This window comes from Litorilinea aerophila (assembly GCF_006569185.2).
Lineage (GTDB): Bacteria > Chloroflexota > Anaerolineae > Caldilineales > Caldilineaceae > Litorilinea > Litorilinea aerophila.
In genome coordinates this window covers 211,355-235,279 of the sequence record NZ_VIGC02000006.1, presented here as the reverse complement: position 1 = coordinate 235,279, position 23,925 = coordinate 211,355, and the positions used below count along the sequence as shown (strand labels likewise).

The following is a 23,925-nucleotide window of genomic DNA, read 5'->3' as shown; positions in this document are numbered from 1 at the left end:
CGAAGCAGGCCGGCAACCGTTCGCCAGGAGCGGGAAGTCCGGGTGACGGTGGAAGTAGACGAAGCGGCGCTGCAGAAGGCCCTTGCTCGGCTGGGCTGGCGGGTCTATGCCACCAATGCCCCGGCGGAACTGCTTTCCCTGCAGCAGGCCGTGCTGGCCTACCGGGAGCAGTACATCATTGAACGGGGCATGGGGCGTCTGAAGGGGCGGCCGCTCTCGTTGACCCCCATGTATCTCCAACGGGATGATCGAGCCACCGGCCTGATCCGGCTGCTGGCCATCGGCCTGCGCGTGCTGACGCTGCTGGAATTCGTCGTCCGCCGCAACTTGGCGGCGACAGGAGAGAAACTGGCCGGGTTGTATGCCGGCAATCCCACACGAGCCACAGCGCGGCCGACGGCGGAGCGTCTCCTGGAGGCCTTCCAGGAGATCACCCTGACGGTGATTCAGGAGCCTCATCGAACCCATCGTCATCTGACCCCTCTGTCTGAGGTGCAACAGCGCATCCTCGCCTTGTTGGACTTCTCGACAGAGATCTACGCCAGGCTCTGCGCCGATTCCGCCAAACCACCCTAAAAATGAGCGAACCATAGGTTTTCTGGTTGGGAAGTCGTTGTTGGTGATGGGATCTACGCTGCTCCAGGAGAACCACCAGTAAGCATAAGCGATATAGAGACAATTCACTACGACACCTACAGCGAACTGCGAGCCAATATTCGTCGACGCCGAATAATGGCGCATAATATTACTTTTACCAGGATAATAGATGATAACGCCTTTGAATACGTACATACGTGTGGATTTAAGTTTAGACTTCCCTACTTACCTTCTACCAGTAACGCTGACTGGAATGCACAGACCTTGGAAGGCGGTATTTTCGTTTGGGATGGCAGTAGGACTCGGCTGGACTATGGGGTGGGATTTCAATGGATACTGAACCCCTGGATGGACATCTTTGGTGAAATACGGGCTTGGACAGAAATGAACGGCGGTCAGTGGGAAGGCGTTGGGTATCTGACTCCTGACACTCAGTGGCACGAAATCAGAATCATGGTCGACTTTTGGCGAGGAACAACCTCAGTAAAAATAGACGGCAGAAGCTATCCCAGTTGTTTGACCGGGACTGCTAAACCGGAAACGTGGGGAACGGAGACAGCAGCCCGGCTTCAGGCGGAGATCATTAGCTTGTATCCAGAGCCAAGTGGAATCCGCGTAATGCATAAAGCTGAGTTCAAAGACTGGATTTGGGTGTGGGAACCTCAAAACGCATGTCGCGTGTTTCTGCCGTTTATCCGTAAATGATTGTCCAGTCCTGATTAACTTGCCCCCCACTGCAGCCGCCCCGCCTCCGCTGGCGCTACGGCGGGCAGGTGAGCTCGGTGCCGGCGGCGTAATTGTAGGCGTGATTGCAACCGTGCAGGAAGCACGTGATAGACACGATCTTTACATTTTATTTTCAGCCACAGATTCCACGGATTACACCGCATCGGAGGATGCTCCTCCGCCCATGGGCAACCATCGCGACGCGGTGCTGGCATCCTCCGATGCCACCCCAGTAGCTACGCAGCCGTCGCCGTCCCTCCACCTGTCCGGATTGGGTACAACACGTCCGTAGGGCGGGCCTCCGGCCCGCCGTGGGTGGCTATAAAATCTGTGAATCCGTTGGGTGGCTTTGGGTGAAAGAGCAAAATGAAGGCAACAAAGTTATTACTTGCTGGATGGCAACAAGCAGTAAGAGAATGGGTTTCTATTACGAGAAATAGTGGAACGCAGAAAGCAGGTGGCGAGCTAAGTGCAGGCCGTCCAGCAGACTGCGCCGTGCTCGGCTATAACTTACGTTCAAACATCGCTGGCAGTGGGAGATGAAAACGACGGCTTACTTCAGACACCATCCTGAGACCGACATGTTGTATATCAAATTCAGTACTTCACGATTGTTGCCCATTGGCGGAGTGAGCATCCTCAGATGCGGCGCTGTCCCGCCTGGGTCGGCATCCTCAGATGCCGACTCCGCGTCGAAATCGTGAACTGCTGGTTATAGGGATTGAGATTGAGGATGCCAGCAAGTGCACTTTTTGAAACAATTCACCAGCGGATTTGGGGATTACGTCCAAGAGCGCGATGAGCTCTTTGCCGGGAAGACGCTGGCAAATGTGATTCGAGAAATCAAGCAACAGCGTGCCAAATAAAGTTTGTGGAATCCATTGCACACGGAACGGAAAGGTTTACCCATGAAAAAGCTTCTCATCCTTACCCTTGCTGCCCTCGCCCTATTCATCGGCACCGTTGTTACCCACGGTCAGGATACCGAATCTGCACCGGTTGAATCTGAAGTGGTCACCCTGGACAGTACAGATGGCACTGCCACGCTTACCTTGAAGCAACAGCTTCCTCTCTTCGCCACCGTCGAACTCAACATCAACGGGCAAATTTACCAGCTCAAAGTCCCAGTCATGCTCGACATCGACGCCACCTCGATTCTGGACAATGTCAGCCTGAAGGCTTCCGAGGCTTCCCGCGTTGGCAACCTGGACTGGCAAATTACAGAAATTCGTGAGTATACAGACGAGTATAGCCATGGATTCCGCACCTTCGAACCATCCTCGCCAGCTCGAAAACTGATCGTCGTGGAATCCAATGTGACCAACCTGAGCGACGCTCCCTTTGAAATCTACACCATGGATGAAATGCTGGGCATTGATGAAGCCGGCAATCGCTATGAATACGAAGATCGGGTCTGCGACATAATCAACCCGGGAGCAACCAATTCCTGCATCTTGATCTTCGATGTACCTCATTCCGTCACGCTGACCGGGCTTGACCTCACCGCTCCTCACAGCAAAACCATTCAGTTTCAACCATCAGCCAACGGAGAAGCCGCTGGCGAAGGCCAGTAACCTCCGTTCGCAGGGAGCGTCCGTCCCCTGACCTCCGCCTTTGCGCGGCCTCCGCTACCTGTGATAGCATCTGCCCGGTGAACGCCATCACCCGTCCATCGCCCCAAACCCGCCTGGATATCCGGCGCTACCACCGGGCCCTTACCCTGGCCGCGTTGCTGCTGGCCTTCGGCCTGGGGCTTCATCGCCTGGGTGCGGAGTCCCTCTGGTACGACGAGACGGTCAGCGCACTCCTGGCTGCCAAGCCCATCCCGGCCATGCTGGCCCACACCGCTGGCGACATCCACCCGCCCGGCTACTACCTCCTGCTCCATCTCTGGCTCCAGGTGGCCGGCGGGGCTTCCCCAACCGGCCTGCCCCCCACCGGCCTGGAGTTCATCCTGGCCTGGCCCAGCCTCTGGTTCGGCCTGCTCACCGTCGCCCTGCTCTACCCCATTGGCCGGCGCCTGCTGGACCACAACCAACGGCCCTCCGCTGCGCTGCTGGGGATGGGCCTGGCAGCCATCCACCCCTTCCAGATCTGGTATAGCCAGGAAGTGCGCATGTACACCCTGGGCAGCAGCCTGGGCCTGGTCTGCCTGTGGGCCCTGCTCCAGGCCCTGGCCATCGGTGCACCGGCCGGGACGCGGCCAGCCCAACATCGCTGGCTGGCCGTCTACGCCGGCGCGGCCGCGCTGGGCCTCTACACCCTCTACTACTTCGCCTTTGCCCTGGCCGCCCTCAACCTGATCGCGATGATGTGGCTCGTGGGCCGGGGACGCCCCCTGCGTCGGGATCTGGGCCGGTGGCTGGCCGCCCAGGCAGCCGCCCTGCTCCTCTGGCTCCCCTGGCTGCCCATCTTCGTGCGCCAGGCCCTGGAGCCGCCGGTTCCTCCCTGGCGTCCCCCGTGGCAGGGAGCCGCCGACGTGGCCGCCTCCCTGGCAGAAGCCCTGGGTGCGCTGGTGGTGGGCCAGAGCCCGCCGGCCGGTCGCTACGGGCCCTGGGCCCTGGCCGCCATCCTTCTCCTGCTCGCCTATTTTGGCTACACGAAGAAGTCGTGGGGACGCCCTGGAAGGGTCGCCGAAAATCCACCCGCCTGGATCCTGCCCGCCTACGTGCTGGTGCCCCCGACCCTCATCCTGCTCATCAGCCTGACGGTCACCCCCCTCTACCATGTGCGCTACCTCTTCACCTACGCCCCCCCCTTCGCGCTCATGGCCGCCGCCGCGATCCTGGCCCTGGGCCGACGCTCCCAACTCCTGGAGACGACCGTGGCGGCGCTCCTGGTGGTGGCCAGCGGCTGGAGCCTCCACCAGTTCTGGCAGAACCCCCGCTACCATAGCGACGACCACCGCCAGGCCGTGGCCGACCTGGCCCAGGCCTGGCGCCCAGGGGATGTGATCCTGGTCAACGCAGGCTGGGCCTACACGGCCCTCACCACCTACTGGCCCGCCCAGTGGACCGACCCGGCCCACAGCCTCCCCCCTCCCCTGGGCCCCCTGCAACGCCTGACCGACTACGCGAAGGGGGTGCCCCCACGGCCCGAGAGACGCCAAACCGTACCCCTGGTACGCACCGGTAGCGTGGACGGCTCCCCCCAACTGGGCTGGGGTTCCCCCACCAGCGATTTCTTCGCCATGGACGCCCAGGAGACCGAGGCCGCCCTGGAACAGCTGGCCAGCCACTACCGCCGCATCTGGCACTATCGTATCTACGACACGGTGAGTGATCCCAACGGGCTCATCCGGACCTGGCTGGCCGACCACGGGCGGCTGCTGCTGGATCAGGCGTACCCGGGCCGGGACTACCTGCGGCTCCAGCTTTTCGAGACGGAGGGCACGGCCGCACCCACGGATCCCGCGATCGCCGATGGGGTGACCTTCGGCGACCCGCTCCGGCTGATCCAACACTGGCAGCCCCAGGAACAGGCGGCCGGCTCCTGGCTCTATGTGGCGCTGGATTGGGCGCGGACAACAGAGCCCCCGGGCGATCTGGCCATGAGCCTGCGTCTCTACGACGCCCAGGACGAGCTCTGGGCCCAGCAGGATCAGGGACCCTTGCCGCCCGTGGCCGAATGGCCCGCCACCGGGCAGATCCAGGTGCTGGGCCTGCCCATCCCCCTGGCCCTGCGGCCCGGCACCTACCGGTTGGAACTGGTGGTCTACCGGCGGGAGAACGGTGAACCCCTGGCCGTGCCCGAGGGAGAGCGCAGCCGCTTCGGCCAGCGCTGGCTGCTGGGCCAGGTCACGGTGACGCCCCCTCCCGAGGCGCTGCCCCTGCCGGCCGCCTGGCCCAGGCTGGCCCGCTTCGACTACATCGACTTGCTCCAGGCCAGCGTGCAGACGCCCACGCCGGCCCCCGGCGCTGCGGTAACACTGGATCTCATCTGGCGGCCCAATCCCAGCCCCTACCAGGACACCTACGCCGCGGTGCTGTCGCTCCAGGATGGCCAGGGCCGTCTGCGCCAGCAGTGGCGGGAACCCCTGGGCGGCGACAGCTACCCCAGCGGCGCGTGGCCCGCCGGCGTGCCCGTGTGGGATCGCCTGCACCTGCCCCTGGCGCCGGACCTGCCGCCAGGCCGCTATCGCCTGGTGGTCGGCCTGGTGCGGACCAGCGATGGCCTGGCCATTCCCGCCCGCCGCCCCTGGCGGCCCTGGCCGGTGGACGGGGTGGAGATTGGGGAGATCGCGATTCCGCGCCCATAGGAGCACGCCGTTCACCCGGAGAACGGCGCTGGTTCCATGGCAGGAACCAGAGATTCCACAGATTTTTCGCCCCCCATTGGCCCAAGGCGGATGGCATCCCGTGCCGTAGGTGCGGCCAGAGGCCGCACGGTGGCGCCCGATTTGAGGGGGCGTGGGTATCCCGTAGGGGCGGGCCCCCGTGCCCGCCCGATGGTGCCACACCCAGGCGGGTGGAGGAATGGCAACGGCTTGGGGACGAAATATGTTTCGCCCCGACGAGTCGCGCCCGGCGCGAGGCTTAGCGGGCGATGACTGGCAGGAAGATCTGGCTGGCCGCACAGAGGAGGTTGACCCGGGCCACCTGTTCCACCACGCCCTGTTCGGTGCTGGCCACCACCCGCACGCCGGTGCTCACGAAGTCGGCGGGGCGGTCATTGGGATTCACCGTGACCAGAACCGTGCCCGGCGTGGTGCCGCTGGCCTGGTCCAGCTCCAGCCAGGCGGCCTCGTCGGTGATGGTGGCGGCGTAGCTCAGGCCGGCCGTACCACCCACGTGCAGGGCCTGGGTCTGGGCAGGCAAATTCGGGCCGCACGGGACGTAGTGAAAATTGAGGCTTTCCGGATCCAGGATCAGGCCGGGGCGAACGGTGAGCGTCAGATTCACGAAGAGGGGTGAATTGTCCACGCCGGCCTCCTCGGCCTCCACGATGAGCCGGGTGGTGTGGGTGCCCAGGGGAAGGTCCCGGGCGTTGAAGCGCACCTCCACCGTGGTCGGGGTGGTGTCCCTGGAGAGGGAGAGGCTGCTGATCCACGCAACGGAGCTCTCCAGCCGCGCCGAGATGGGCACCGCCGAGCCGGTGGTCACATCCGAAACGGCGATGCCGTAGGGATCGCTTTCGGCGTTGGCCACCAGCTCCACCGAGAGGGTGGTGGGCGCGGCGCCCAGCCGGGGGCGGTCGCCCACACCGTTGGCATCCAGGTTGGCGATCTGGATGCTGTGTTCGTTGGTGCCCACCTCCCGCTCTACCCGGGACACATCGATCTCCGGCTGGGTGTAGAGGCGGAGGCGATTGTCCCGCATGATCACCAACTCGTCCCGGCCGTCGCCATCCACATCGCCGCCCGCGCCCACCCGGTAGCCGTTGTCCGCGTCCAGGGTGTCCTCCATCCAGTCATCCCGGTTGTTGGAACGGATAAAGAGGCGAGCCCGGGGCTCGAACTCCGGCCGCACCACCCGCAGCATGGCTGCTTCGTCGTCCCCGTCGCCGTCCACATCGGCCAGGAAGACGAATTTGGGCGGCGGCAGGAAGAAGCGGCTGTAGAAGTCGTCCAGGGTGTCGGCCACGTACTGGAAGGCCAGCAGGTTGGCCAGGGGAGAGTCGGCCGAACGGACCGCCAGCAGCTCGGCCGGCCCGCCCGCCAGGAACTGGCCGAAGGCCACCGCCTGCCAGGGCCGCTCCTGGGCAGAGTTGCGGTAGAAGCGCTCAAAGCCGTTGGCCGTCACCCGGTAGACGCTCAGGTTCCCCCGCTCCCGATCCACCAGGGCGATCTCGTCGATGCCGCTGCCGTCCAGGTTGCCGGCGGCCACCTGGGTCCAATCATTGCCCGTGTCTTGGGTGGTCAGGACGTTCCAGCTGCGGCCGTCGGGCTGGGCGGCGGCTGCCCGCAGGATCACGAAGCGGAAGGGGTCGTCGGGCTTGACCCGATCCTGAACCGGGAGGAGGTATTTGTAGATGATCTCGTGGCCGGGCCGGGCGGTGTCGAACTCGCCGGTGGCCACCAGGGAGGGGATCCCCGGCAGGTTGACCGCGTAGAGGGTATCCCAGGGGATGCCGTTGATGACCTGGTCGGGATTGGGGGCCGGCCCCACCACCACCGGGTCGAAGACAGCCAGCTTGCCCGTGGCGCCGTCCGCGCCGATGGCCACGATCTCAAAGTCGCCGTCGGCGTTGAAATCGCCCAGGGCCAGATCGATCCAGCCGGCGGAGGGGCTGACCCACTGGACTTCCCGACCGTTCACCGGGGTGGGGTCCCACACCCGGATCACGCCGTCCTGGCCGATGTAGACCACTTCCTCGTCGCCGTTTTCAGACTGGCCCCTGGCCGCGGGCGTCCCCGCGGCCAGGAGGGCGGCCAGGCAGAGCAAGGCAGCCAGGAAGAGGGCTCCAGGGTGACCCGGGTGCAGGGTTCTCACGGTCAGCCTCACGCCCTCCCCAGGACGGCGGCCAGCAGGGCCATGCGGATGTACATGCCGTTGCGCATCTGGCGGAAGTAGGCGGCCCGGGGGTCGTCGTCCACCGCGTAGCTGATCTCGTTGACCCGGGGCAGGGGGTGCATCACGATCATGCGCTCCTTGGCCCGCTGCATCAGCTCGGGGTCCACCACGTACTGGTCCTTCACCCGGTCGTACTCGGCCAGGTCGCTGAAGCGCTCCTTCTGGACCCGGGTGACGTAGAGGACATCCACCTCGCCGATGACGTCGTGGACATCCTCGGTGACGGTGAAGCGGTGGCCCGAGGCCCGCACCACGTCCAGCACGTCCTCGGGCATGCGCAGGATGTCCGGGCTGACGAAGACGAACTCCACGTCGTAGTTGGTGAGCAGCTTGGTCAGGCTGTGGACCGTGCGGCCGTACTTCAAATCGCCCACCATGGCCACCTTGAGGCCATCCACGCCGCCCAGCTCCTCCACGATGGTGAAGTGGTCCAGCAGGGCCTGGGTGGGGTGCTCGCCCACACCGTCGCCGGCGTTGATTACCGGCTTGCTGGCGTAGCGGGCGGCGGTGGCCGCGGAGCCCACCTCCGGGTGGCGCAGGACGATGACGTCGGCGTAGCATTCCAGGGTGCGCACCGTGTCCGGCAGGCTTTCGCCTTTGGTCACCGAGCTGTACTGGACGTTGTTGATGGGGATCACCTGGCCGCCCAGGCGCAGCATGGCCGCCATGAAGCTAGAGCTGGTGCGGGTGCTGGGCTCGTAGAAGAGGTTGGCCAGGATCTTGCCCTGGAGGAGGTCGGCGCTGCCGAAGCGCTCCACCAGCACCCGCATTTCGTGGGCCACGTTGAAGATGTACTCCAGGCGGGTGCGGTCGAACTGGCTGACGCTGATGATGTCCTGGCCGTAGAAGCCGTTGTCCCGGTTATGGCCGGGCTGTTGCCCCACATCTTTTAAGGTCACTTTTGCATTTGAATCTACCATTGGCCTGTTCCTTTGCTATCCTTTCACGTTGCGGGTTTGCCCCATAGTGGGGCTCGCCGCCAAGAACCGACTGGGCGTTCGTTGGTTTCCATAAAAAAGCCGACGGTTGCATGTTCCGTCGGCGCCCCAACATCTCTGTCACGTGGGTTGAAACAGGACCCGGCCGCTGCCCGGCTCGGCCAGCACCCGGCCCTCCTCGTAGACGGTCCTGCCCCGCAAGATGACCCGCTGCACCCGCCCGTAGACGGGCATGCCGGCGAAGGGCGTCCAGCCCACCCGGGTGTGCATGGCCTGGTTTTCCAGGGTGTAGTGGGCATCCACATCCACTTCCACCACCGTGTCCGGCTGTTCGGGCAGGCCGTAGATGCGGCGGGGTGCGGTGACACAGCGCTGGACCACGTCCTCCAGGGTGAGGCGGCCAGCGTGGACCGCGGTGAGGAGCAGGGGCAGCATGGTCTCCACCCCGGGCACGCCGGGCGGTGGGGATTCCACCGGCTGGCCCTGGAGCCCCTTCTCGGCCAGGGTGTGGGGCGCGTGGTCGGTGGCGAAGATGTCGATGGCCGCCAGGTGCTCCCAAAGTGCGGCCACGTCGTCGGGGGTGGCCAGCCGGGGCCGCATGTCCCCCAGCGACCCCAGACGGGGGAGATCTTCCATGCTGAGGAAGAGGTGATGGGGCGTGGCCTCGCAGGTCACCTGCACGCCCCGCTCCTTGGCCCGGCGGATGGTCTCGATTTCGCTGCGCCGACTCACGTGGACCACGTGCAGGGGGACGTCGTAGAGCTGGCTCAGGGCCAGGCAGGCGGGCACCATGAGCTCTTCCGCGTGGACGGCCACGGGGCCAAGTCCGTGGGGATTCTCGGGCGAGCGGTAGCCGATCTGGGCGGCCCGTTCGGCCCAGGTGCGGAAGAGGCGATGCAGCAGATCCAGGGTGTCGATGCGCAGGCTGCCGAAGGTGTCGTTGACATAGATCTTCAGGCCGCAGGCCCGGTGGGCGGCCGGCAGGTAGGCGTCGCCCTCGGTGCGGGTGGCGCCCACGAAAAGGCCCACATCGCAGACGGCTTTGGCCTGGGCCAGCCGGGCCTTTTCCGCCAGGCGTTCCGGCGTGGATGTGGGCGGGTTGGTGTTGGGCATATCCAGCACGGTGGTAACGCCGCCAGCCAGGGCAGCGGCAGTGCCGGTGTAGAAATCCTCTTTATGTTCGTAGCCCGGCTCTCGCAGATGCACGTGGGCATCCACCAGGCCGGGCAGGCGTTCAATGGCCATTGCTCCTCCCATGCCATGGGGCGGTTTCTGTGGGCCCATCGGCCCACCATCCCTGACATTGTAGTCATCCCGGCACAAAGGCCCAAATGGCCAATGTCGTTGTACCGGCAGCTATCTTGGGGCATTGGCGGTTCCCGGGTACAATAGGTCGGCCAGAAACAGTGGCTGCTGTGGGAAAGGGGCCGACCTTGCCACAACCCGCTTCCGCCCCAGGGCTACGACAGGCGGGCGGAAATCCCACAGCCGCAATTCAACGACATCCCTCCTGGCGGAAACCAGCGACGAATCTCTGCCGGGGCTTCCAACAGGTCTCGACAACCAGATTGCAGAAAGGCACGCCATGTCCAATTCAACCCGACTCTCCCTCCCCATGCGCCCCATCGTGCTGGCGTTGCTGGCCATCATCGTGTTGCTCCTGATCTTCAGCTTCTCCAGCCAGTTCTTTTACTTCTTCGAACGGGTCGACGAGCGAGAGGTGGGCGTCCAATTTGTAAGCGGGCGCATCAAAGATGTGGTGGGCCCTGGCGTCTACAGCGATTTCGGCCTCTTCGTGGAGCTGAAGCGGGTCTCCAGCCAGGCCATTCCCTTCAGCGTGGGTGACGAAGAGCTGATCACCAGGGACAAGCAGCGCATCGGCCTGATGGTGACCGGGGATGTCTTCCGGCCTCGCCTGGAGGAGAAGGACCTGCTCAAGTCCCTCTGGGCCGAATACAGCGAGCTCTACCTGAGCGACGATGCCGCCCGGGTGCGCATCGAAGATCGGGCCAAGCAGGCCATGAAGGTGTGCGTGGGCAACCGCAACTTCGACGACGCGGTCATCGGCACGGCACGGGATGAGCTGCGGGAGTGCATCGACGACGAGCTCAACAAACTGGCCCAGAACTATGGCCTGCGGGTGGACAACGTGGCCGTGCCCGAGGTGATCCTCTCGCCGGAGGTCCAGGCCCGGCTGGACGAGATCGTCCAGAGTCGGCTCCAGACGGAAAAGGCAGCCCAGGACAAGCTCAAGGCCGAGGCAGAGGCGGCCGCCGAGCAGGCCCGGCAGGAGGGCGAAATCCGCATCCAGCAGAGCCGCATCCAGGAGGAAGCCCGCCAGCAGAAGACCCTGGCCGAGCTGGAGCAACAGAAGATCGCGGCCCAGCGGGCCGTCATCGAGGCAGAACGGGCCAACGAGCTGGCCCGGGTGGAGGCAGAGCGGGCCATCATCCAGGCAGAGAAGGAAAACGAGCTGCTGGCGGCCCAGCTGGATCTGGAGATCCAGAGCGCCCGGGCCCGCGCGGCCACGGAAAAGGCCAAGGCGGAGATCGCGGTGCAACTGGCCCTGGCCGAACTCTACGCGGCCAACCCCGGCTATCTCCAGCTCATGATGGTCCAGGCCAACGCCAGCGCGCTCCAGCCCAGCGACAAGATCATCTTCACGCCGGAAGGTACCATCCCCACCCTGGTTCTGCCCGGCCCTGGCATTGTCCCCACCATCGAGACAGGCACGGCCGATGCCGCCCAGACCACGCCCTGACGGCGCCGGCGCCCGGCCCATTCACCATCCAGCAGCGGCCCCGGCACAGGGGGGAGCGCGACCATGCAACTGGAGATCCTGACCTTTTGCGATGCGGCGACGGAATACGGCGGGCGCCTGAACATCCTGGGGGCGACCGACTCCTTGCTGGTGCCCGCCCTGCCCTTTCGCTATCCTCACTGCGCCATCGTCATGCGCTTCCGGGTTTCCCGCATCGAGGAGGGAGACCACACGGTGCGCATCATGGTCATCGACGCGGATGGCCGGCCCATTCTGAATGTGGCCGGCCATGTGGTCATCAAGCTGGGCGGCGGCATGAGCGGCGCGGTGAATATGATCGTCAACGCCAACACCCTGGAGTTCAAGGAAGCCGGCGAGTATGCCATCGAAGTGGCCGTGGACGGCATCCAGCTGGGCTCCAGCCCCCTCTTCGTCAAGCTGATGGAGCAAAAATCGGGCTAGCCCCCTCCATCTCCGTCCCACGGTGCAGACAAAACGCTTGCATACCTCCAATGGAAGGCTAACATTCAGCCCGGGCGCACTAACTTCCCTATAACGTTTCTGCGCGATAGATCCCCATAAAGGAACCATAGCGAAGTCATCGATGCAATCGGTGGATGCCAGAACACAGAAAGGAGGAGACCTATGCTCATGGCCAACCTTCGCCATCAGCGTTTGCAGGAGCTGCAGGAATCCTTCTCTCAGCTGGAATCCCAGGTGCCGGCCGGGCCGGTGAAGGACGCCCTGGCCCTGCTCCACGCCATGATCCAGGAAACCTGGCGGGTGGGCAACCTGCCCGGCGGCGCGCAGGCGGAAAATGAACAGGCCTTCCGCAAGCTGGAACAACTGATGAGCTATCACAAGCACGCGCCGGCCATGGAAGGCCCGGCCCAGAACAGCGGCCTGCCGGTGGGTACCCCCGCGCCGGACTTCGAGCTGCCGGATGCCAACGGTCGCCCGGTGCGCCTGTCCGACTTCCGGGGCAAGCCCGTGGTCTTGGTCTTCTACCCGCTGGACTGGAGCCCGGCCTGCAGCGACCAGCTTTCCCTGTACCAGATGGAGCTGGACGAATTCCGCAAGCGGGGCGCGGTGCTGCTGGGGATTTCGGTGGACTCCATCTACAGCCACGGCGCCTGGGCCCTGTTGCGGGGCCTGGAGTTCCCGCTGCTCTCCGACTTTGAACCCAAGGGCGCGGTGGCCCGCCGCTACAACGTCTACCGGGAGCAGGACGGCTTCTCCGAGCGGGCGCTGTACATCGTGGACGGCGAGGGCATCATTCGCTACGCCCACGTCTCGCCCCAGCTCCACCACATCCCGGACATCTACGAGCTGTTCGAGGCGCTGGACCGGGTGAACCAGGGCACGGCCGAACCGGCCACCGCAGAGGAGGCCCATTCGCCTGTGAAGGAGGTGGTCGCATGATCGGGATGCTCGGCTATGCACCCAACATCCAGCTCTTCGGCAGGCGCTGGTGCGCCCACACCCAGATGCTGCGGCGCTACCTGGACCGCCTGGGCGTCCCCTATGTCTACCGAGACATGGACCGGGATCCCCAGGCCCGGGCTCAAGTTCGCTGGTGGACCGGCCGGGACGTGAACCCGGTGCTGTACATAGACGGCAATGTCCTGGTCGAGCCCACGTTGGAAGAAGTGAACTGGGCCCTGCGCAGCCACGCCTACGCGTGACATCCTCCCCACAGCCCCGGCCTGACCTCACCGGGCCGGGGATGGCCAGGAAGACGCCTCCACCCCCTGGAGGCGTCTCAGCCGTAGCCTGCGCCAGGCCAACCCAGCGCAGGCCAACAGGGCCGGCCCCCAGATGATGGCCACCATCCCCGCGTAGAGTGCCGTCCGCGAGACCACCGGCTCCGGCTGGCGGGTCAACACATCGTAGACCACGTTGCTGGCCAGTGCGCCCCACCCCAGCCAGGGCAACACCCGGCGGGCCATCAGCCCGTGGGGCAGCAGCGCCGCCGGCGCCGCCGCCCAGAGCACGTACCAGTGCTGAAACCAGAAACTCCCCACCGCCAGGTAGAGCAACGCCACCAGGAGCATCCCCCGCCAGAGCTGCCGTCCGGGTGAGTCAGACGCGCCGCGCCAGGCCAGCCAGGCGGACGCGGCCACGGCCAGCAGGACGAACAAATAGGTAGGCACGCGGATGGTGTAGAAGCGGGCTACATCCAGGGGCCAGCCCTGCTCACGCAGGAGGTGGTAGGCCAGCTGCCACGGGGAATTGGCCACGAACAACATGCGCTCCTGGAGCATGCGGGGCAGGGTTTCCCATCCCCCCAGGGGCCGGTAGAGCAGCCAGGAGACAGGCAAGCCCACAGCCAGGGCTACCACGCCGCTCCCCACAGCCCGGCCCAGCCCCTGCTGCCGCCAGAGCCACAGCCCCCAGAGGGGAGCCCAGATCAGGGCCGTCAGCTTCACGTGGGCGGCCAGCAGCAGGGCCAGCCAGGCCAGCGTCGGCCGCCGCGCCTGCAGGCAGAGGAGCCCCCCCACCAGCCAGACCAGCATCAGGGCGTCGTTGTGCGCGCCCAGGGCCGTGGCCAGGATCACCACCGGGTTCCAGAGCCAGTAGACCAGCGCGGCCAGGCTGTGGGCCGGCTCCTCCCGCGACACCAGCCGGTAGATGAAGAAGCCCGTCACGCCGGCCAGCAGGATGGACAGCAGCCGGTAGCCGGTGACATAGGCAGCCAGCATGACGCAGGAGCGCTCCGAGAGGGGACAGGTGGGCGCGGTGGGTGCCCAGGCCCCCCGCCAGCGCAGGCCCTGCTGAACCAGCCAAGAGACGCCGCCGCTGGCATATTCCCACACCGGGCCGTAGGTATCCACATGGCGCTTCCAGGCGGTGTAACGGTAGAAGGCCTGCCGCACCGTCTCCTGGGGCGCCACGGCCAGGGGGCTCACCCCCTGCTCCACCAGCAGCCGCCCCCGATACAGGTAGTCGTAGACGTCGTGGGAGTCGCCCGCGGGCGTGGCGGCCAGCAGGAGCAGGGACGCGGTCAGCCAGATCCCCACCACCAGCCCCCGGGCCAGGCGCTCCCCACGTCTGCCCAGGGCCAGGGCCACGTGCAGGCCGCCCATCCAGAGCAGGGTCAGGGCCAGGTAGACGGCCAGGTGCACGGGCAACGGCCCCCATTCGGCCCGTTCCGGAGGGAACCAGCCGCCCCGGGGCCATTGGAAGGAATCCCACAGGGGGTAACGCCACGCGATCCAGGCATAGCCCGGCAGGGTCAACGCCCCCAGCAGGGCAAGGACGCCCGGGGAAGGCCGGAGCTGGGGGAAGAAAACGAGGCGGTTAAGGAGGCGGAAGCAACGGGTCATAGACTCCACTTCACGCCGCAATGTTGGCAGGGCCAGGGAGCCGGGTCGGTGCTGAGGACGGCTTCCCGCAGGGCCTGGTAGCGCGGGCTGTTCCAGACCTCGGCCAGGGGCTGTTGGAAGACGTTGCCCAGGACGATATCCGGGTAGTTGGGCGTGGCGAAGGGGGCGATGCAGCAGGGCAGGGCGTTGCCATTGGCCGTGATGTACATCAGGGTCCACGGCCGCAGGCATCCTTGCCAGGGGGAATCGCCCCGGACCGCCACACTCTCATGGGGCGTGGTGGCACCGGAGGCCCGGAAGGTCAGCCCCAGTTGGTCGGCCAGGGCTTCACATTCCAGAATGAGGGCCGCCTGCTGCTCTTCCAGGGTGCCAAAGAGGGATTGCTCCGGGACCATGGTGGCGTCCTCGGCGATGCGGTGGCCGTCGCCGAAGTAGACCAACCGCTGGAGGTAGACTTCGGGCACCCCCAGCGCCGCGCCCAGCCGCACAAAGTCCGGCAATTGGTGCAGGTTTTCCTGCATGCCCACAAACCAGAGGGAGACCCGGGGGCGCTCCCGCCCCCCATGGCGTCGCACAAAGGCCCGCAGGTTCTCCACGATGCGGGGCAGGGCGTCGATCCCCCGCAGCCGGGCGTAGAGTTCCGGCGTCACCGCGTCCAGGGAGATCCGGAGCTCGTCCAGGCCGGCCTCCACCAGGGCATCCCCCCGCGCCTGGTCCAGCAGGACGCCGTTGGTGTTGAAGAGGACGTGGGCGCCCCGCTCCTTCAGGTGGGCCACAAAGCGGGGCAGGTTGCGGTTGAGCAGGGGCTCGCCGATGCCATGGAGCACCGCCCGGTGGATCTCGGGGAGCTGATCCACGATCCGGCAGAAATTTTCCCAAGAAAGATGATGTTTGGGCTCGAAGGGCAAGAAGTGGTCATAGGTCAGCGGACAGGAGACGCACAGGGAGTTGCAGTGGTTGGTGACCTCGATGTAGAGCTGGGTGGGCAAGCGGGCTACCTGGGTCTCCCGGTCCTCCAAATGAATTTGTACCATGGTGCGCTCCTTTCCAATCGCGGCCGGCGCTTACCGAAAACCGGTGCCGTCCCTTCACCTATCGGGGGTCAATCGGGGCGAAACATGTTTCGCCCCCACATCCCGGCCTGCGCATCCGTCGCCGGCCCTTTACCCACCTGGGTCCGGCGCCATCGGGCGGGCACGGGGCCCGCCCCTACAGGACACCCACGTCCCCTCAAATCGAGGGCCACCGTGCGGCCAGAGACCGCACCTGCGGGACACCGGTCCCCCCTGTCGTAGGCGCAGCTCGAAGCTGCGCATCCGTCGCCATCCCTTCACCTATCAGGGTTCAATCGGGGCGAAACATGTTTCGCCCCCACATCCCGGCCTGCGCATCCGTCGCCGGCCCTTTACCCACCTGGGTCCGGCGCCATCGGGCGGGCACGGGGGCCCGCCCCTACGAAAACCGACATCCGCCCTGTTCAACGCAGCAGTCGCCGGGCCCACGCGCTCCCCAGGTCCACCAGCCCGGTCAACAGGAAAAAGACCAACAAGGTCGCGCTGACGCTGTGATAGTCGAAGCGGACCAGCTGTTCCTGGAGCAGCCGCCCCAGCCCCCCTGCACCCACCAGACCCACCACCACCGTAGCCCGGATGCAGACTTCCCAACGGTACAGGGCATACCCCACAAAACGGGGCAGGGCCCGGGGCCAGACCGCGTAGAGAAAGGCCTGCAGCCGGCTGGCCCCCTGGGCCTGGATGGCCCGGGTAGGACGCTCATCCAGGTTCTCCACCACCTCCGCGTTGAGCCGCCCCAGGATGCCCAGGTTGTACAAGCCCAGGCCCACCGCCCCAGGCAACAGGCCGGGGAAAAGGACGAACATGGCCAGCAGCGCCCAGATGGGCTCCGCGATGGAGCGGGTCAACAGGAGAAGGCCCCGGGTGAACCAGGCAACAGGCCGAACCATCCAGCCGACGGCGTCTTCCGCCCCGCCCCCCAACCAGGCGGCACCCGCCGCTGGAAATGCCAACAGCATCCCCCCCACCCCGGCCACAGCACTGGCCAGAATGGACATGGCCAGGGTATCCACCGCCGAAACGGTGAGCTCCCGCCAGAAGGCCAGCTCCAGCCGGGGCGGAAACATGGTGGCCACCATCTCCCGAAACAACTGGCCGCTACGGGGTGCCCACAGCAGCTCCCAGCGGGCGCCGATAAACCAAAAGGAAAAGAGGGTCAGCCCCAAGGCCAGCCACAGGGAGGAGCGGAAGAGCCGGTCGTTAGGGCCGGCTGTGGCCTCCCCATCAGTGACCTTGCAGACGGCCAGGGGCCGGGAGAGGCTCAGGCGCCAGCGCAGGCGGGCGCTCCACAGGTCGGTCAGTCCACAGAGCAGGATCAGGGCGTAGAGGAAGGTCCACATCTGCTCGTAGCGCAGGGACTGGAGGCTCAGCAAGATCTGGTAGCCCAGGCCGCCCGCGCCGATGAGGCCCAGAATGGTGGCCGAACGAATGGCGCACTCGAAACGGTAGAAGGTGTAGCTGAGCAGGTCCGCGAAGGCCTGGGGGATCAGGCTGTAGAAAAAAGCCGCCAGGGGCGGTGCACCACCGGCCCGCAGCGCCTGGAGGGCCCCCCGGGGCGTCTCGTCCAGGATCTCGCTGAAGACCTTGGCGGTGATGGCGCCGAAGGGGATGCCCAGGGCCAGGATGCCGCTCACCGGGTCCAGGCCGAAGATGTTGATGAAGATGAGTCCCCAGATGGCTTCGTGGATGGCCCTGGGCACCGACAGGAGGGAGCGGACCACCAGCCAGGGCGCGCCGCCGGCCACCAGGCCCCCTTCTCCTTGAGAGGCCCGCACCGTCTGCCACCAGACTTCCGACGAGAGGATGCCGCCTACCACGCCGATGGCCAGGCTCAAGGCCGTACCACAGACGGCGTAGGCCAGGGTGATCAGGGTGGAATGCAATGTCAGGCTGAGCAGGTCCGGGGTCAAATCCGGCTGCAGGGCGGCCCGGCCAAAGCGCAGGGCCAGGACCCACCCCCCCGCGTTGACCAGTTCGCCCTCCAGCAGCCCGGCCCGCACCAGGGACCAGCCCACCAGTAGCAGGGCCACAGCCAGCACCCCGTTGCGGCCATTCCAGGGGGACGGCCGCCGGATGGGCCGGGCAGATGGGCGGGAGAGGCTCAGTTCCGTCACGGTGCTGCCTCGTGTCATGACTTGGAGTCCACTGCGGAAACCACAGATTTCACAGAAAGGGTATTTTTTAACGCAAAGGCGCAAGGGCGCAAAGATGCAGAGAAACGCAGGAGAGAATTCCTGATATTACAACTGATAGAGCCCGGCCAGCAAGGTGCCATCCACGGCGCCGGCCGGGCAGTCAAACTGGACCCGCCCCTGGCGCAGGCCGACAATGCGGTGGAAGTGGCTCTGGGTGAACTCGATGGCGTGCAGGCTCACCACCAGGGTCTTGCCGGTCGTCTCGCTGATGTGCACCAGCAGGTCCATGATTTCCCGCCCTCGCTCCGGATCCAGGTTGGAGATGGGCTCGTCGGCCAGGATGGCATCCGGGTTCTGGACCAGCACCCGGGCCAGGGCCACCCGCTGCTGCTGGCCGCCCGACAGGTCGCTGGTGCGGGCGAAGAGCTTCTCGGGGATGCCCACCTGTGCCAGCGCCGCGGCCGCCTGGTCCACCCCCAAAGGCCAGGCCAGGGAGATCAGGGATTTCCACAGGGGCCAGGAGCCCAGACGGCCGGCGTTGACGTTGTGGATCACCCGCAAATTTTCCACCAGGTGAAACTGCTGGTAGACGGTGCCGATGCGCCGCTGGATGGCTTGACGCTCTCGGGGGGAGAGGCGGGCCAGGGGCCGCCCCAGGACCCGCACTTCCCCTTGGGTGGGCCGCTGGGTCCCATTGAGCAGGCTCAGGAGGGTGCTCTTGCCGGCGCCGCTGGGGCCGATGAGGGCCACCCGCTCCCCCCGCTGGATGGTGAGGTTGACCTGCTCCAGCGCGGCCAGGTTGCCGAAGCGGACCGTCACATTGTCGAGCACGAAGATGGGTTCCATGGCGTCAGCTCGGGGGAGGCCGCCTACGGCTCGACGATCAGGCCGATTTCACGGGCCACCGCCTCGATGGCCGCGTAGTTTTCATCCTGGGTGGGGATGAATTTCTGGGCGCCAAACAGGTCCAGGATCTCCTTGTGCTCAGGGTTGGCCGGGTCCAACTTGAAGAGGGCCTCCTGGATGCGGGTGACGATTTCCTCGCCGTAGCGTTCCACCACGCTGGGGTGGAGCACCCAGTGGTAGTCGTAATATTCCGGCGTGGTGTAGAAGACCTGCACCCGCTCCGTGTCCACCCGCCCCTCCGCCAGCCGGCTGTTCCAGACCTGGGCATTGAGGGCACCAGCATCGTAGGCGCCAGCGGTGACCAGCTCGATGGTCTTGTCGTGGGAGCCTGAGAAGCCCGGCTGCCCCTTGAAATCGCTGAGCTGGATGCCATGCTGCTGGAGGAAGTACTGGGGCATGAGCCGGCCCGAGGTGGAGGATTCGCTGCCAAAGGTGAAAGTGTGGCCCGGAAGATCCTCCAGGCTGGTAATGCCGCTGGCCGTGTTGGCGATGAAGACGCTCACAAACTTTTCGTCGATGTCCCGCTGGGCGATGGCATGGGCGCCAGGCACCTGCAGCCGGGCCTGCACACCCGTCAGGCCGCCGTACCAGACCAGATCCAGGTCGCCCACCTTGAAGCCCGTCACCGAAGCGGCGTAGTCGGTCACCGGCTTGTATTCCACCGGGATGCCCAGCTCCTGGGCCAGGTAGTCGGCCACCAGGCCATAGAGGCGCTGGAGCTTCTCCGGATCCTGGTCAGGGATGGCGGAGATCACCAGGGGCCGCTCTACCGTCTGCATGGCGCCGTTTGTCGCCCCAGGCTGAACCGGTGCCACACAGGCGGTCAGCCCCAGAGCTACAGCCAACCACAGGGCCATCCAAAGCCAGAATCGACGATATCGACGATACGGTGCCGTCATGTTCTTCTCCTTTTGCGATGGTAATGTTTGAGGTAGACAGTAGACGCCCGACTACTGACTACCGTCTACCATATCTATCACGCGACGATCGTCGTACAGACATTGCGGCTGCGCACCAGGTCCACCGCGGGGGCGGCCTCCCAGGCCAGGTCGATGGTTTCGCCCCGGGCCCAGGGGCAGTATTCGTCGTGGTCGTCCAGACGGCCGTTGATGGCGCGGCGGCTGGCGCAGCCCCCCTGGCAGGGGCAAGCGGCCGCGGTGGATGGGATGGTGCGGGCATCGGCAAAGAAGGGGTGTTCCAGCACCGACTCGCCCCGGCCGGGGAGATCGGCGATGGTGTAGGGTTCGTGCTCCACCACGGGCCAGTAGACGCAGGGGATGATCCGCCCCCGCATGTCGAAGCGAATGCTGTTGTGGCCGCAGGGCGAAGCTACGTCGGGCAGGCCCATGGCTGCGCGCACGATGGGCTCGCTACAGCTCACCACCTTACCGGCCGAGAAGAGGCGCTGGTAGGCCTCCCAGAACTGCTCATAGGTGAGGCGGAAAGCGTCGGTGCGCACCGCCTGGTAGACGTTGACCCGCAGGTGCGCGCCCAGGGAGCGGGCCAGCTCCACCATCCGGTCCATCAGGTGGTAGTTGGTGCACATGAGGGTGGCCAGGATGGAGACCGATTTGCCGGCCGCGTGGCAACGCTCAATCGCCCGGTGGACCAGATCCCAGTTGCCGGGTCCCCGCAGCGCGTCCTGCTGCTCGGCCGTGGGGTAGTCGATGGAAAGCTCCAGGTCATTGAACATGGCCAGCAGCTCATCGCTCATGGTCATGATGCTGTGGCCGTTGGAGGCGATGCTCAGCTTCACGCCCCGGCCGTGGAGGTAGCGCACGATGGCCTCAAACTGGGGGTGCAGGATGTTTTCGCCGGTGCCCATGCCCATGCTGCCCACTGGCAACGACTCACAGATGGCCTGGATCTGCTCCAGGGGCACGTAGTCGATGCGCTCAGTGGGGCGATAGCAGTGGGCACAGGCCAGGTTGCAGGCATTGGTCAGGCCAATGCCGACCGAATAGGACATGGTTTCCTCCTGTCGTTCCCTATGCCGTTACCACCACAATATACTCGTTGATGCTGGCAAAGAAAAGCCCGGCCGCCAGGCGCTCATCCAGCTCAGCGACCCAGGCATCGTGCTCCGCCTGGGTGATGACGCCCTGTTCCAGGGCCAAAGCCGCACAGCGTCGCAGGCTGCCGAAGTGGGTGGTCTCCTCGTTTCGGCCAATGGAGACCAGGCCCTGGACCGTACGCACCTGCCAGCCGGCCTCCAGACAGCGGCGCACCAGCTGGCGGCCCATCCAGTTGTTGCCGTCCACGTGGTCGGTGCGCCAGGCAAGAATCCGGCGGGTCAACTCCCGCTGGCTGTGGTCCACGGCCACCGTGCCCCAATCCGCCTCCAGGATGGCCAGACGTCCTCCGGGGATCACCACCCGGCGCAGCTTCGCCAGCACGGCCTGGGGCTCGGGCACGTGCATCAGGGTGCGGGCCATGAGGGCGCCGTGGAAATAGCCATCCGGGAAGGGCAGGGAGGTTGCGTCGGCCTGTTCGTAGCGTGGCGCCGGGGAGACCTGGTCCGCCGCTGTCTGCTGCCGGGCATAGTCCAGCATGGCCCGGCTGATGTCCACCCCCACCACTTCACCGCTGGGGCCCACCTGGGCGGCCAGCCTGCGGGTCAACACACCGCTGCCACAGCCCAGATCCAGCAGACGTTCGCCGGCCTGGGGGGCCAGGGCAGCCAACAGCGCGTCGTGGGCCTGTCGCTGGTCGGGCCGGGCAGCCCGCTGGTCGATGAAGCGAGCCAGATCCTGGGCTTCCTCGGCTGGCAGACGATCTGGGTTGGACCAGGGGTTCTCTCGTGACATGGTCGATAGTGTCATTGGCTGTAGCGGGCCAGCACCTGGAAGATGCGATAGGTGGCCCGGACGGTGCCGATGGGATGGCCTCCCACCTTGGAATGGCCGCCCAGCCGTGGACGATAGGTCACCGGCAGCTCCATCACCCGGGCCTGACATTGGGCGGCCTTGATCAACATCTCCACCGGCCAGCCGTAGGTGCGTTCTTGCATGTCCAGGTGCTCCAGGAGCTGGCGCCGAATCGCCCGAAACGGCCCCAGGTCGGTGATGGGCAGGCCGTAGCGCCGCCGCAGGATGGACGCGATGAACTGGTTGCCCAGGCGCTGGTGGAGGGGCATGGACCCCGGCGCCATGCCGCCTAGCATCCGGGAGCCCACCACCAGGTCGGCCTGGCCCTGGCGCAGGGGGGCCACCAGCCGGGGTAACTCCGCAGGCAGGAAGCTGCCATCCCCGTCCATGAAGGCCACCAGGGGCGCCGACGTCGCGGCCACCCCCGCCGCGCAGGCGTAGCCGTACCCGCGACGGGGCTCCTGAACCACCCGCGCGCCGGCCCGCCTGGCCTCTCCGGCGGTGTCATCGGTGGAGCCGTTGTCCACCACCACCACCTCGGCCGCCTCCCCCGGTGGCAACTCCGCCAGGAGGGGACCGATACAGGCCGCTTCGTTCAACGCTGGAATGATCAGGGCCACATCCGTAGGCAGCATGGGTCGCATAAAGGGTTGATTTCTGTGACAAGGTGACTGGGGGATTGGGTGATGGGCACAGTGCCCTGCCCTCCCAATCCCCTACGCCCCCAATCCCCTTGCGGCGAACCAGCCACGGGTAGCCGGAGCCACGGTGGCCGGCAGGGTGGCCAGCTCCTGTTCCAGGCGTTCCAGCTCGGCCGCGGTGTCCACATCATACCAGGTGGGCAGGAGCGCCACTGCGAGCCTCAGCTCCCGGGCAATGGCCAGGGTATCCTGGAGCACATGGTCGGTGCTCATGGTCACCTCCCGCAACAGCCGGGGTTGGGGCCGGGTCAGGCCGATGAGGTAGTAGCCGCCATCGTCGCACGGCCCCAGGACCACATCGGCGCCCTGATCCAGCGCCTGGAAGGCGTCCGCCAGATAGGCTGGCGGCAGGGTAGGGCTGTCGCTGTCCATGACCACGGCCTGGCTGGGGCCAGGCGTCCCGGTTTCCTGCAGCAACCCGGTGAGGAGGTTGTCCAGCCGTTCACCCAGGTCCGCACCCTGTTGGGGCACCAGGGCGAAATCAGGCGCCAGCGCCCGGAAATAGGCCAGCTCCTCCGGCGGCGCATAGGCCAGCGTCCGGCAGACATCGGGAACCTGGCGCATGAGGGAGAGGGTATCCTGCAGGAAACAGGCATACAACGTCGCCGCGGCCGTGCCATCCAGGGGGGGGCAGAGCCGGGTCTTGGTCTGGCCGGGCGCCGGCCGCTTGGCCACCACACTGAGGAAGCGCATGGGCCCGGTCCCTCAGGTCAACAGTTGGACCAGCCGCGCCACGGGTCCGCTGCGCCCTGAGAATCGGCGGCGCAGGGCAGCATCCACCCCGAAGTGGCGCCCCGCCCCGGCCCCCAGCAGGACCACCGCCAGCAGGACCATGGTGCCGTAGGACCATTCCCACTCGTAGGGCCGGGGGATGTTGGCCAGGCCAACGTAGAGCTGCAGGGATACGCCGATGGCCACCAGGGCGCCCAGCCGCGTCAGGAACCCCAGGGCCATGGAGAGGACGATCCAGAACTCCGCCAGCCAGATCAGCCAGCCAAAGACCGCGATGCCCGGCCGGATGACGTTGTCGATGAGCAGGGCGTTCAAGCGGGCCAGGGGCGTGATGGTGATGCCGATACGGGGCAGGCCCGCCGGGCGCATATCGGCGACCAACACCTGGCGGGGCTGGTCAGCGTAGATAGACTCCATGCCCAGCCAGAAACAGAGGCCGCCGCTGCCGTTTCCTTCCCAGTAGTTCTGGGCGGCCGGCACCGGAAAGGCGAAGTCGTTGGTACAGCCAAAGGTGGGCGGCAGCTTCCAGAAGAGCTGGGTGAAGAAGAGGTACGCCAGCCCCAGGCGGCCGATGATCACGGTGAGGGTGCGCAGACGGCGTTCCCAGCTGGCAGGGTCCGCAGACGGCGTGGAAAGGGCGGTCAATGGATG

21 protein-coding genes are annotated in these 23,925 nt (G+C 66.0%); 8 read left to right on the top strand and 13 right to left on the bottom strand.

The window, feature by feature from the left end; genetic code table 11:
- The 4 genes from FKZ61_RS06405 to FKZ61_RS06390 form a co-directional block, all read left to right on the top strand.
- On the top strand, nucleotides 1-576 hold a 576-nt coding region (locus FKZ61_RS06405; RefSeq protein ID WP_211358441.1), incomplete at its 5' end, for an IS1634 family transposase.
- A gap of 369 nt (nucleotides 577-945) precedes the next feature.
- A complete protein-coding gene (locus FKZ61_RS06400; protein WP_141609239.1) occupies nucleotides 946-1,302 on the top strand; it encodes a hypothetical protein in 357 nt (118 codons plus the stop codon).
- 929 nt (nucleotides 1,303-2,231) lie between these two features.
- On the top strand, nucleotides 2,232-2,897 hold the full coding sequence (locus tag FKZ61_RS06395; protein WP_141609238.1) for a hypothetical protein: 666 nt from the start codon (nucleotides 2,232-2,234) through the stop codon (nucleotides 2,895-2,897).
- A 77-nt stretch (nucleotides 2,898-2,974) separates the two neighbouring features.
- Nucleotides 2,975-5,581, top strand: coding sequence for a glycosyltransferase family 39 protein (locus FKZ61_RS06390; RefSeq protein ID WP_141609237.1), 2,607 nt, complete (start codon nucleotides 2,975-2,977; stop codon nucleotides 5,579-5,581).
- Nucleotides 5,582-5,858: 277 nt separating this feature from the next.
- Here FKZ61_RS06390 and FKZ61_RS06385 read toward each other — a convergent pair whose 3' ends face one another.
- From FKZ61_RS06385 to pyrC, 3 genes are all read right to left on the bottom strand, one after another.
- Nucleotides 5,859-7,754, bottom strand: a complete 1,896-nt coding sequence (locus FKZ61_RS06385; RefSeq protein WP_141609236.1) for a hypothetical protein — start codon at nucleotides 7,752-7,754, stop codon at nucleotides 5,859-5,861.
- Nucleotides 7,755-7,762: 8 nt separating this feature from the next.
- Entirely contained in the window at nucleotides 7,763-8,755 is a 993-nt protein-coding gene (pyrB, locus tag FKZ61_RS06380) for an aspartate carbamoyltransferase (RefSeq protein WP_141609235.1), read from the bottom strand.
- Between the two features lie 138 nt (nucleotides 8,756-8,893).
- Nucleotides 8,894-10,018, bottom strand: a complete 1,125-nt coding sequence (gene pyrC / locus FKZ61_RS06375) for a dihydroorotase (RefSeq protein WP_170199349.1) — start codon at nucleotides 10,016-10,018, stop codon at nucleotides 8,894-8,896.
- A gap of 340 nt (nucleotides 10,019-10,358) precedes the next feature.
- On the opposite strand from pyrC, the gene FKZ61_RS06370 reads away from it, so the two are divergent.
- The 4 genes from FKZ61_RS06370 to FKZ61_RS06355 all read left to right on the top strand — a co-directional run bounded on the left by FKZ61_RS06370 (nucleotide 10,359) and on the right by FKZ61_RS06355 (nucleotide 13,219).
- Complete coding sequence (locus tag FKZ61_RS06370; protein ID WP_141609233.1) at nucleotides 10,359-11,534, top strand: SPFH domain-containing protein; 1,176 nt, start codon at nucleotides 10,359-10,361, stop codon at nucleotides 11,532-11,534.
- 63 nt (nucleotides 11,535-11,597) lie between these two features.
- Nucleotides 11,598-11,996, top strand: coding sequence for a DUF6941 family protein (locus FKZ61_RS06365; protein ID WP_141609232.1), 399 nt, complete (start codon nucleotides 11,598-11,600; stop codon nucleotides 11,994-11,996).
- Between the two features lie 189 nt (nucleotides 11,997-12,185).
- Nucleotides 12,186-12,956, top strand: coding sequence for a peroxiredoxin (locus FKZ61_RS06360; protein ID WP_141609253.1), 771 nt, complete (start codon nucleotides 12,186-12,188; stop codon nucleotides 12,954-12,956).
- On the top strand, nucleotides 12,953-13,219 hold the full coding sequence (locus tag FKZ61_RS06355) for a glutaredoxin family protein (RefSeq protein ID WP_211358439.1): 267 nt from the start codon (nucleotides 12,953-12,955) through the stop codon (nucleotides 13,217-13,219). Before FKZ61_RS06360 ends, FKZ61_RS06355 begins: the two co-directional genes overlap by 4 nt.
- Before the next feature lie 27 nt (nucleotides 13,220-13,246).
- Here FKZ61_RS06355 and FKZ61_RS06350 read toward each other — a convergent pair whose 3' ends face one another.
- From FKZ61_RS06350 to FKZ61_RS06305, 10 genes are all read right to left on the bottom strand, one after another.
- Nucleotides 13,247-14,860 (bottom strand): DUF2029 domain-containing protein, encoded by a 1,614-nt coding sequence (locus FKZ61_RS06350; protein WP_141609231.1) that lies wholly within the window; start codon nucleotides 14,858-14,860, stop codon nucleotides 13,247-13,249.
- The gene (locus FKZ61_RS06345; RefSeq protein WP_141609230.1) at nucleotides 14,857-15,894 is read right to left on the bottom strand and encodes a radical SAM protein; all 1,038 of its coding nucleotides are present in this window, start codon (nucleotides 15,892-15,894) and stop codon (nucleotides 14,857-14,859) included. Before FKZ61_RS06345 ends, FKZ61_RS06350 begins: the two co-directional genes overlap by 4 nt.
- A gap of 443 nt (nucleotides 15,895-16,337) precedes the next feature.
- Nucleotides 16,338-18,065 (bottom strand): PhnE/PtxC family ABC transporter permease, encoded by a 1,728-nt coding sequence (locus tag FKZ61_RS06340; RefSeq protein ID WP_141609229.1) that lies wholly within the window; start codon nucleotides 18,063-18,065, stop codon nucleotides 16,338-16,340.
- Nucleotides 18,066-18,173: 108 nt separating this feature from the next.
- Nucleotides 18,174-18,914: a phosphonate ABC transporter ATP-binding protein gene (locus FKZ61_RS06335; RefSeq protein WP_141609228.1), complete on the bottom strand. Its 741-nt coding sequence runs from the start codon at nucleotides 18,912-18,914 to the stop codon at nucleotides 18,174-18,176.
- Nucleotides 18,915-18,937: 23 nt separating this feature from the next.
- Nucleotides 18,938-19,831 (bottom strand): putative selenate ABC transporter substrate-binding protein, encoded by an 894-nt coding sequence (locus tag FKZ61_RS06330; protein WP_141609251.1) that lies wholly within the window; start codon nucleotides 19,829-19,831, stop codon nucleotides 18,938-18,940.
- A gap of 119 nt (nucleotides 19,832-19,950) precedes the next feature.
- Entirely contained in the window at nucleotides 19,951-20,943 is a 993-nt protein-coding gene (locus tag FKZ61_RS06325; protein ID WP_141609227.1) for a radical SAM protein, read from the bottom strand.
- Between the two features lie 19 nt (nucleotides 20,944-20,962).
- Nucleotides 20,963-21,781, bottom strand: coding sequence for a methyltransferase domain-containing protein (locus FKZ61_RS06320; RefSeq protein WP_170199347.1), 819 nt, complete (start codon nucleotides 21,779-21,781; stop codon nucleotides 20,963-20,965).
- 11 nt (nucleotides 21,782-21,792) lie between these two features.
- Nucleotides 21,793-22,485 (bottom strand): glycosyltransferase family 2 protein, encoded by a 693-nt coding sequence (locus tag FKZ61_RS06315; protein WP_211358437.1) that lies wholly within the window; start codon nucleotides 22,483-22,485, stop codon nucleotides 21,793-21,795.
- Nucleotides 22,486-22,557: 72 nt separating this feature from the next.
- A complete protein-coding gene (locus tag FKZ61_RS06310) occupies nucleotides 22,558-23,235 on the bottom strand; it encodes a TIGR04282 family arsenosugar biosynthesis glycosyltransferase (RefSeq protein ID WP_141609225.1) in 678 nt (225 codons plus the stop codon).
- A gap of 12 nt (nucleotides 23,236-23,247) precedes the next feature.
- The gene (locus FKZ61_RS06305) at nucleotides 23,248-23,919 is read right to left on the bottom strand and encodes a TQO small subunit DoxD (protein WP_170199345.1); all 672 of its coding nucleotides are present in this window, start codon (nucleotides 23,917-23,919) and stop codon (nucleotides 23,248-23,250) included.
- Nucleotides 23,920-23,925 lie beyond the last annotated feature (6 nt).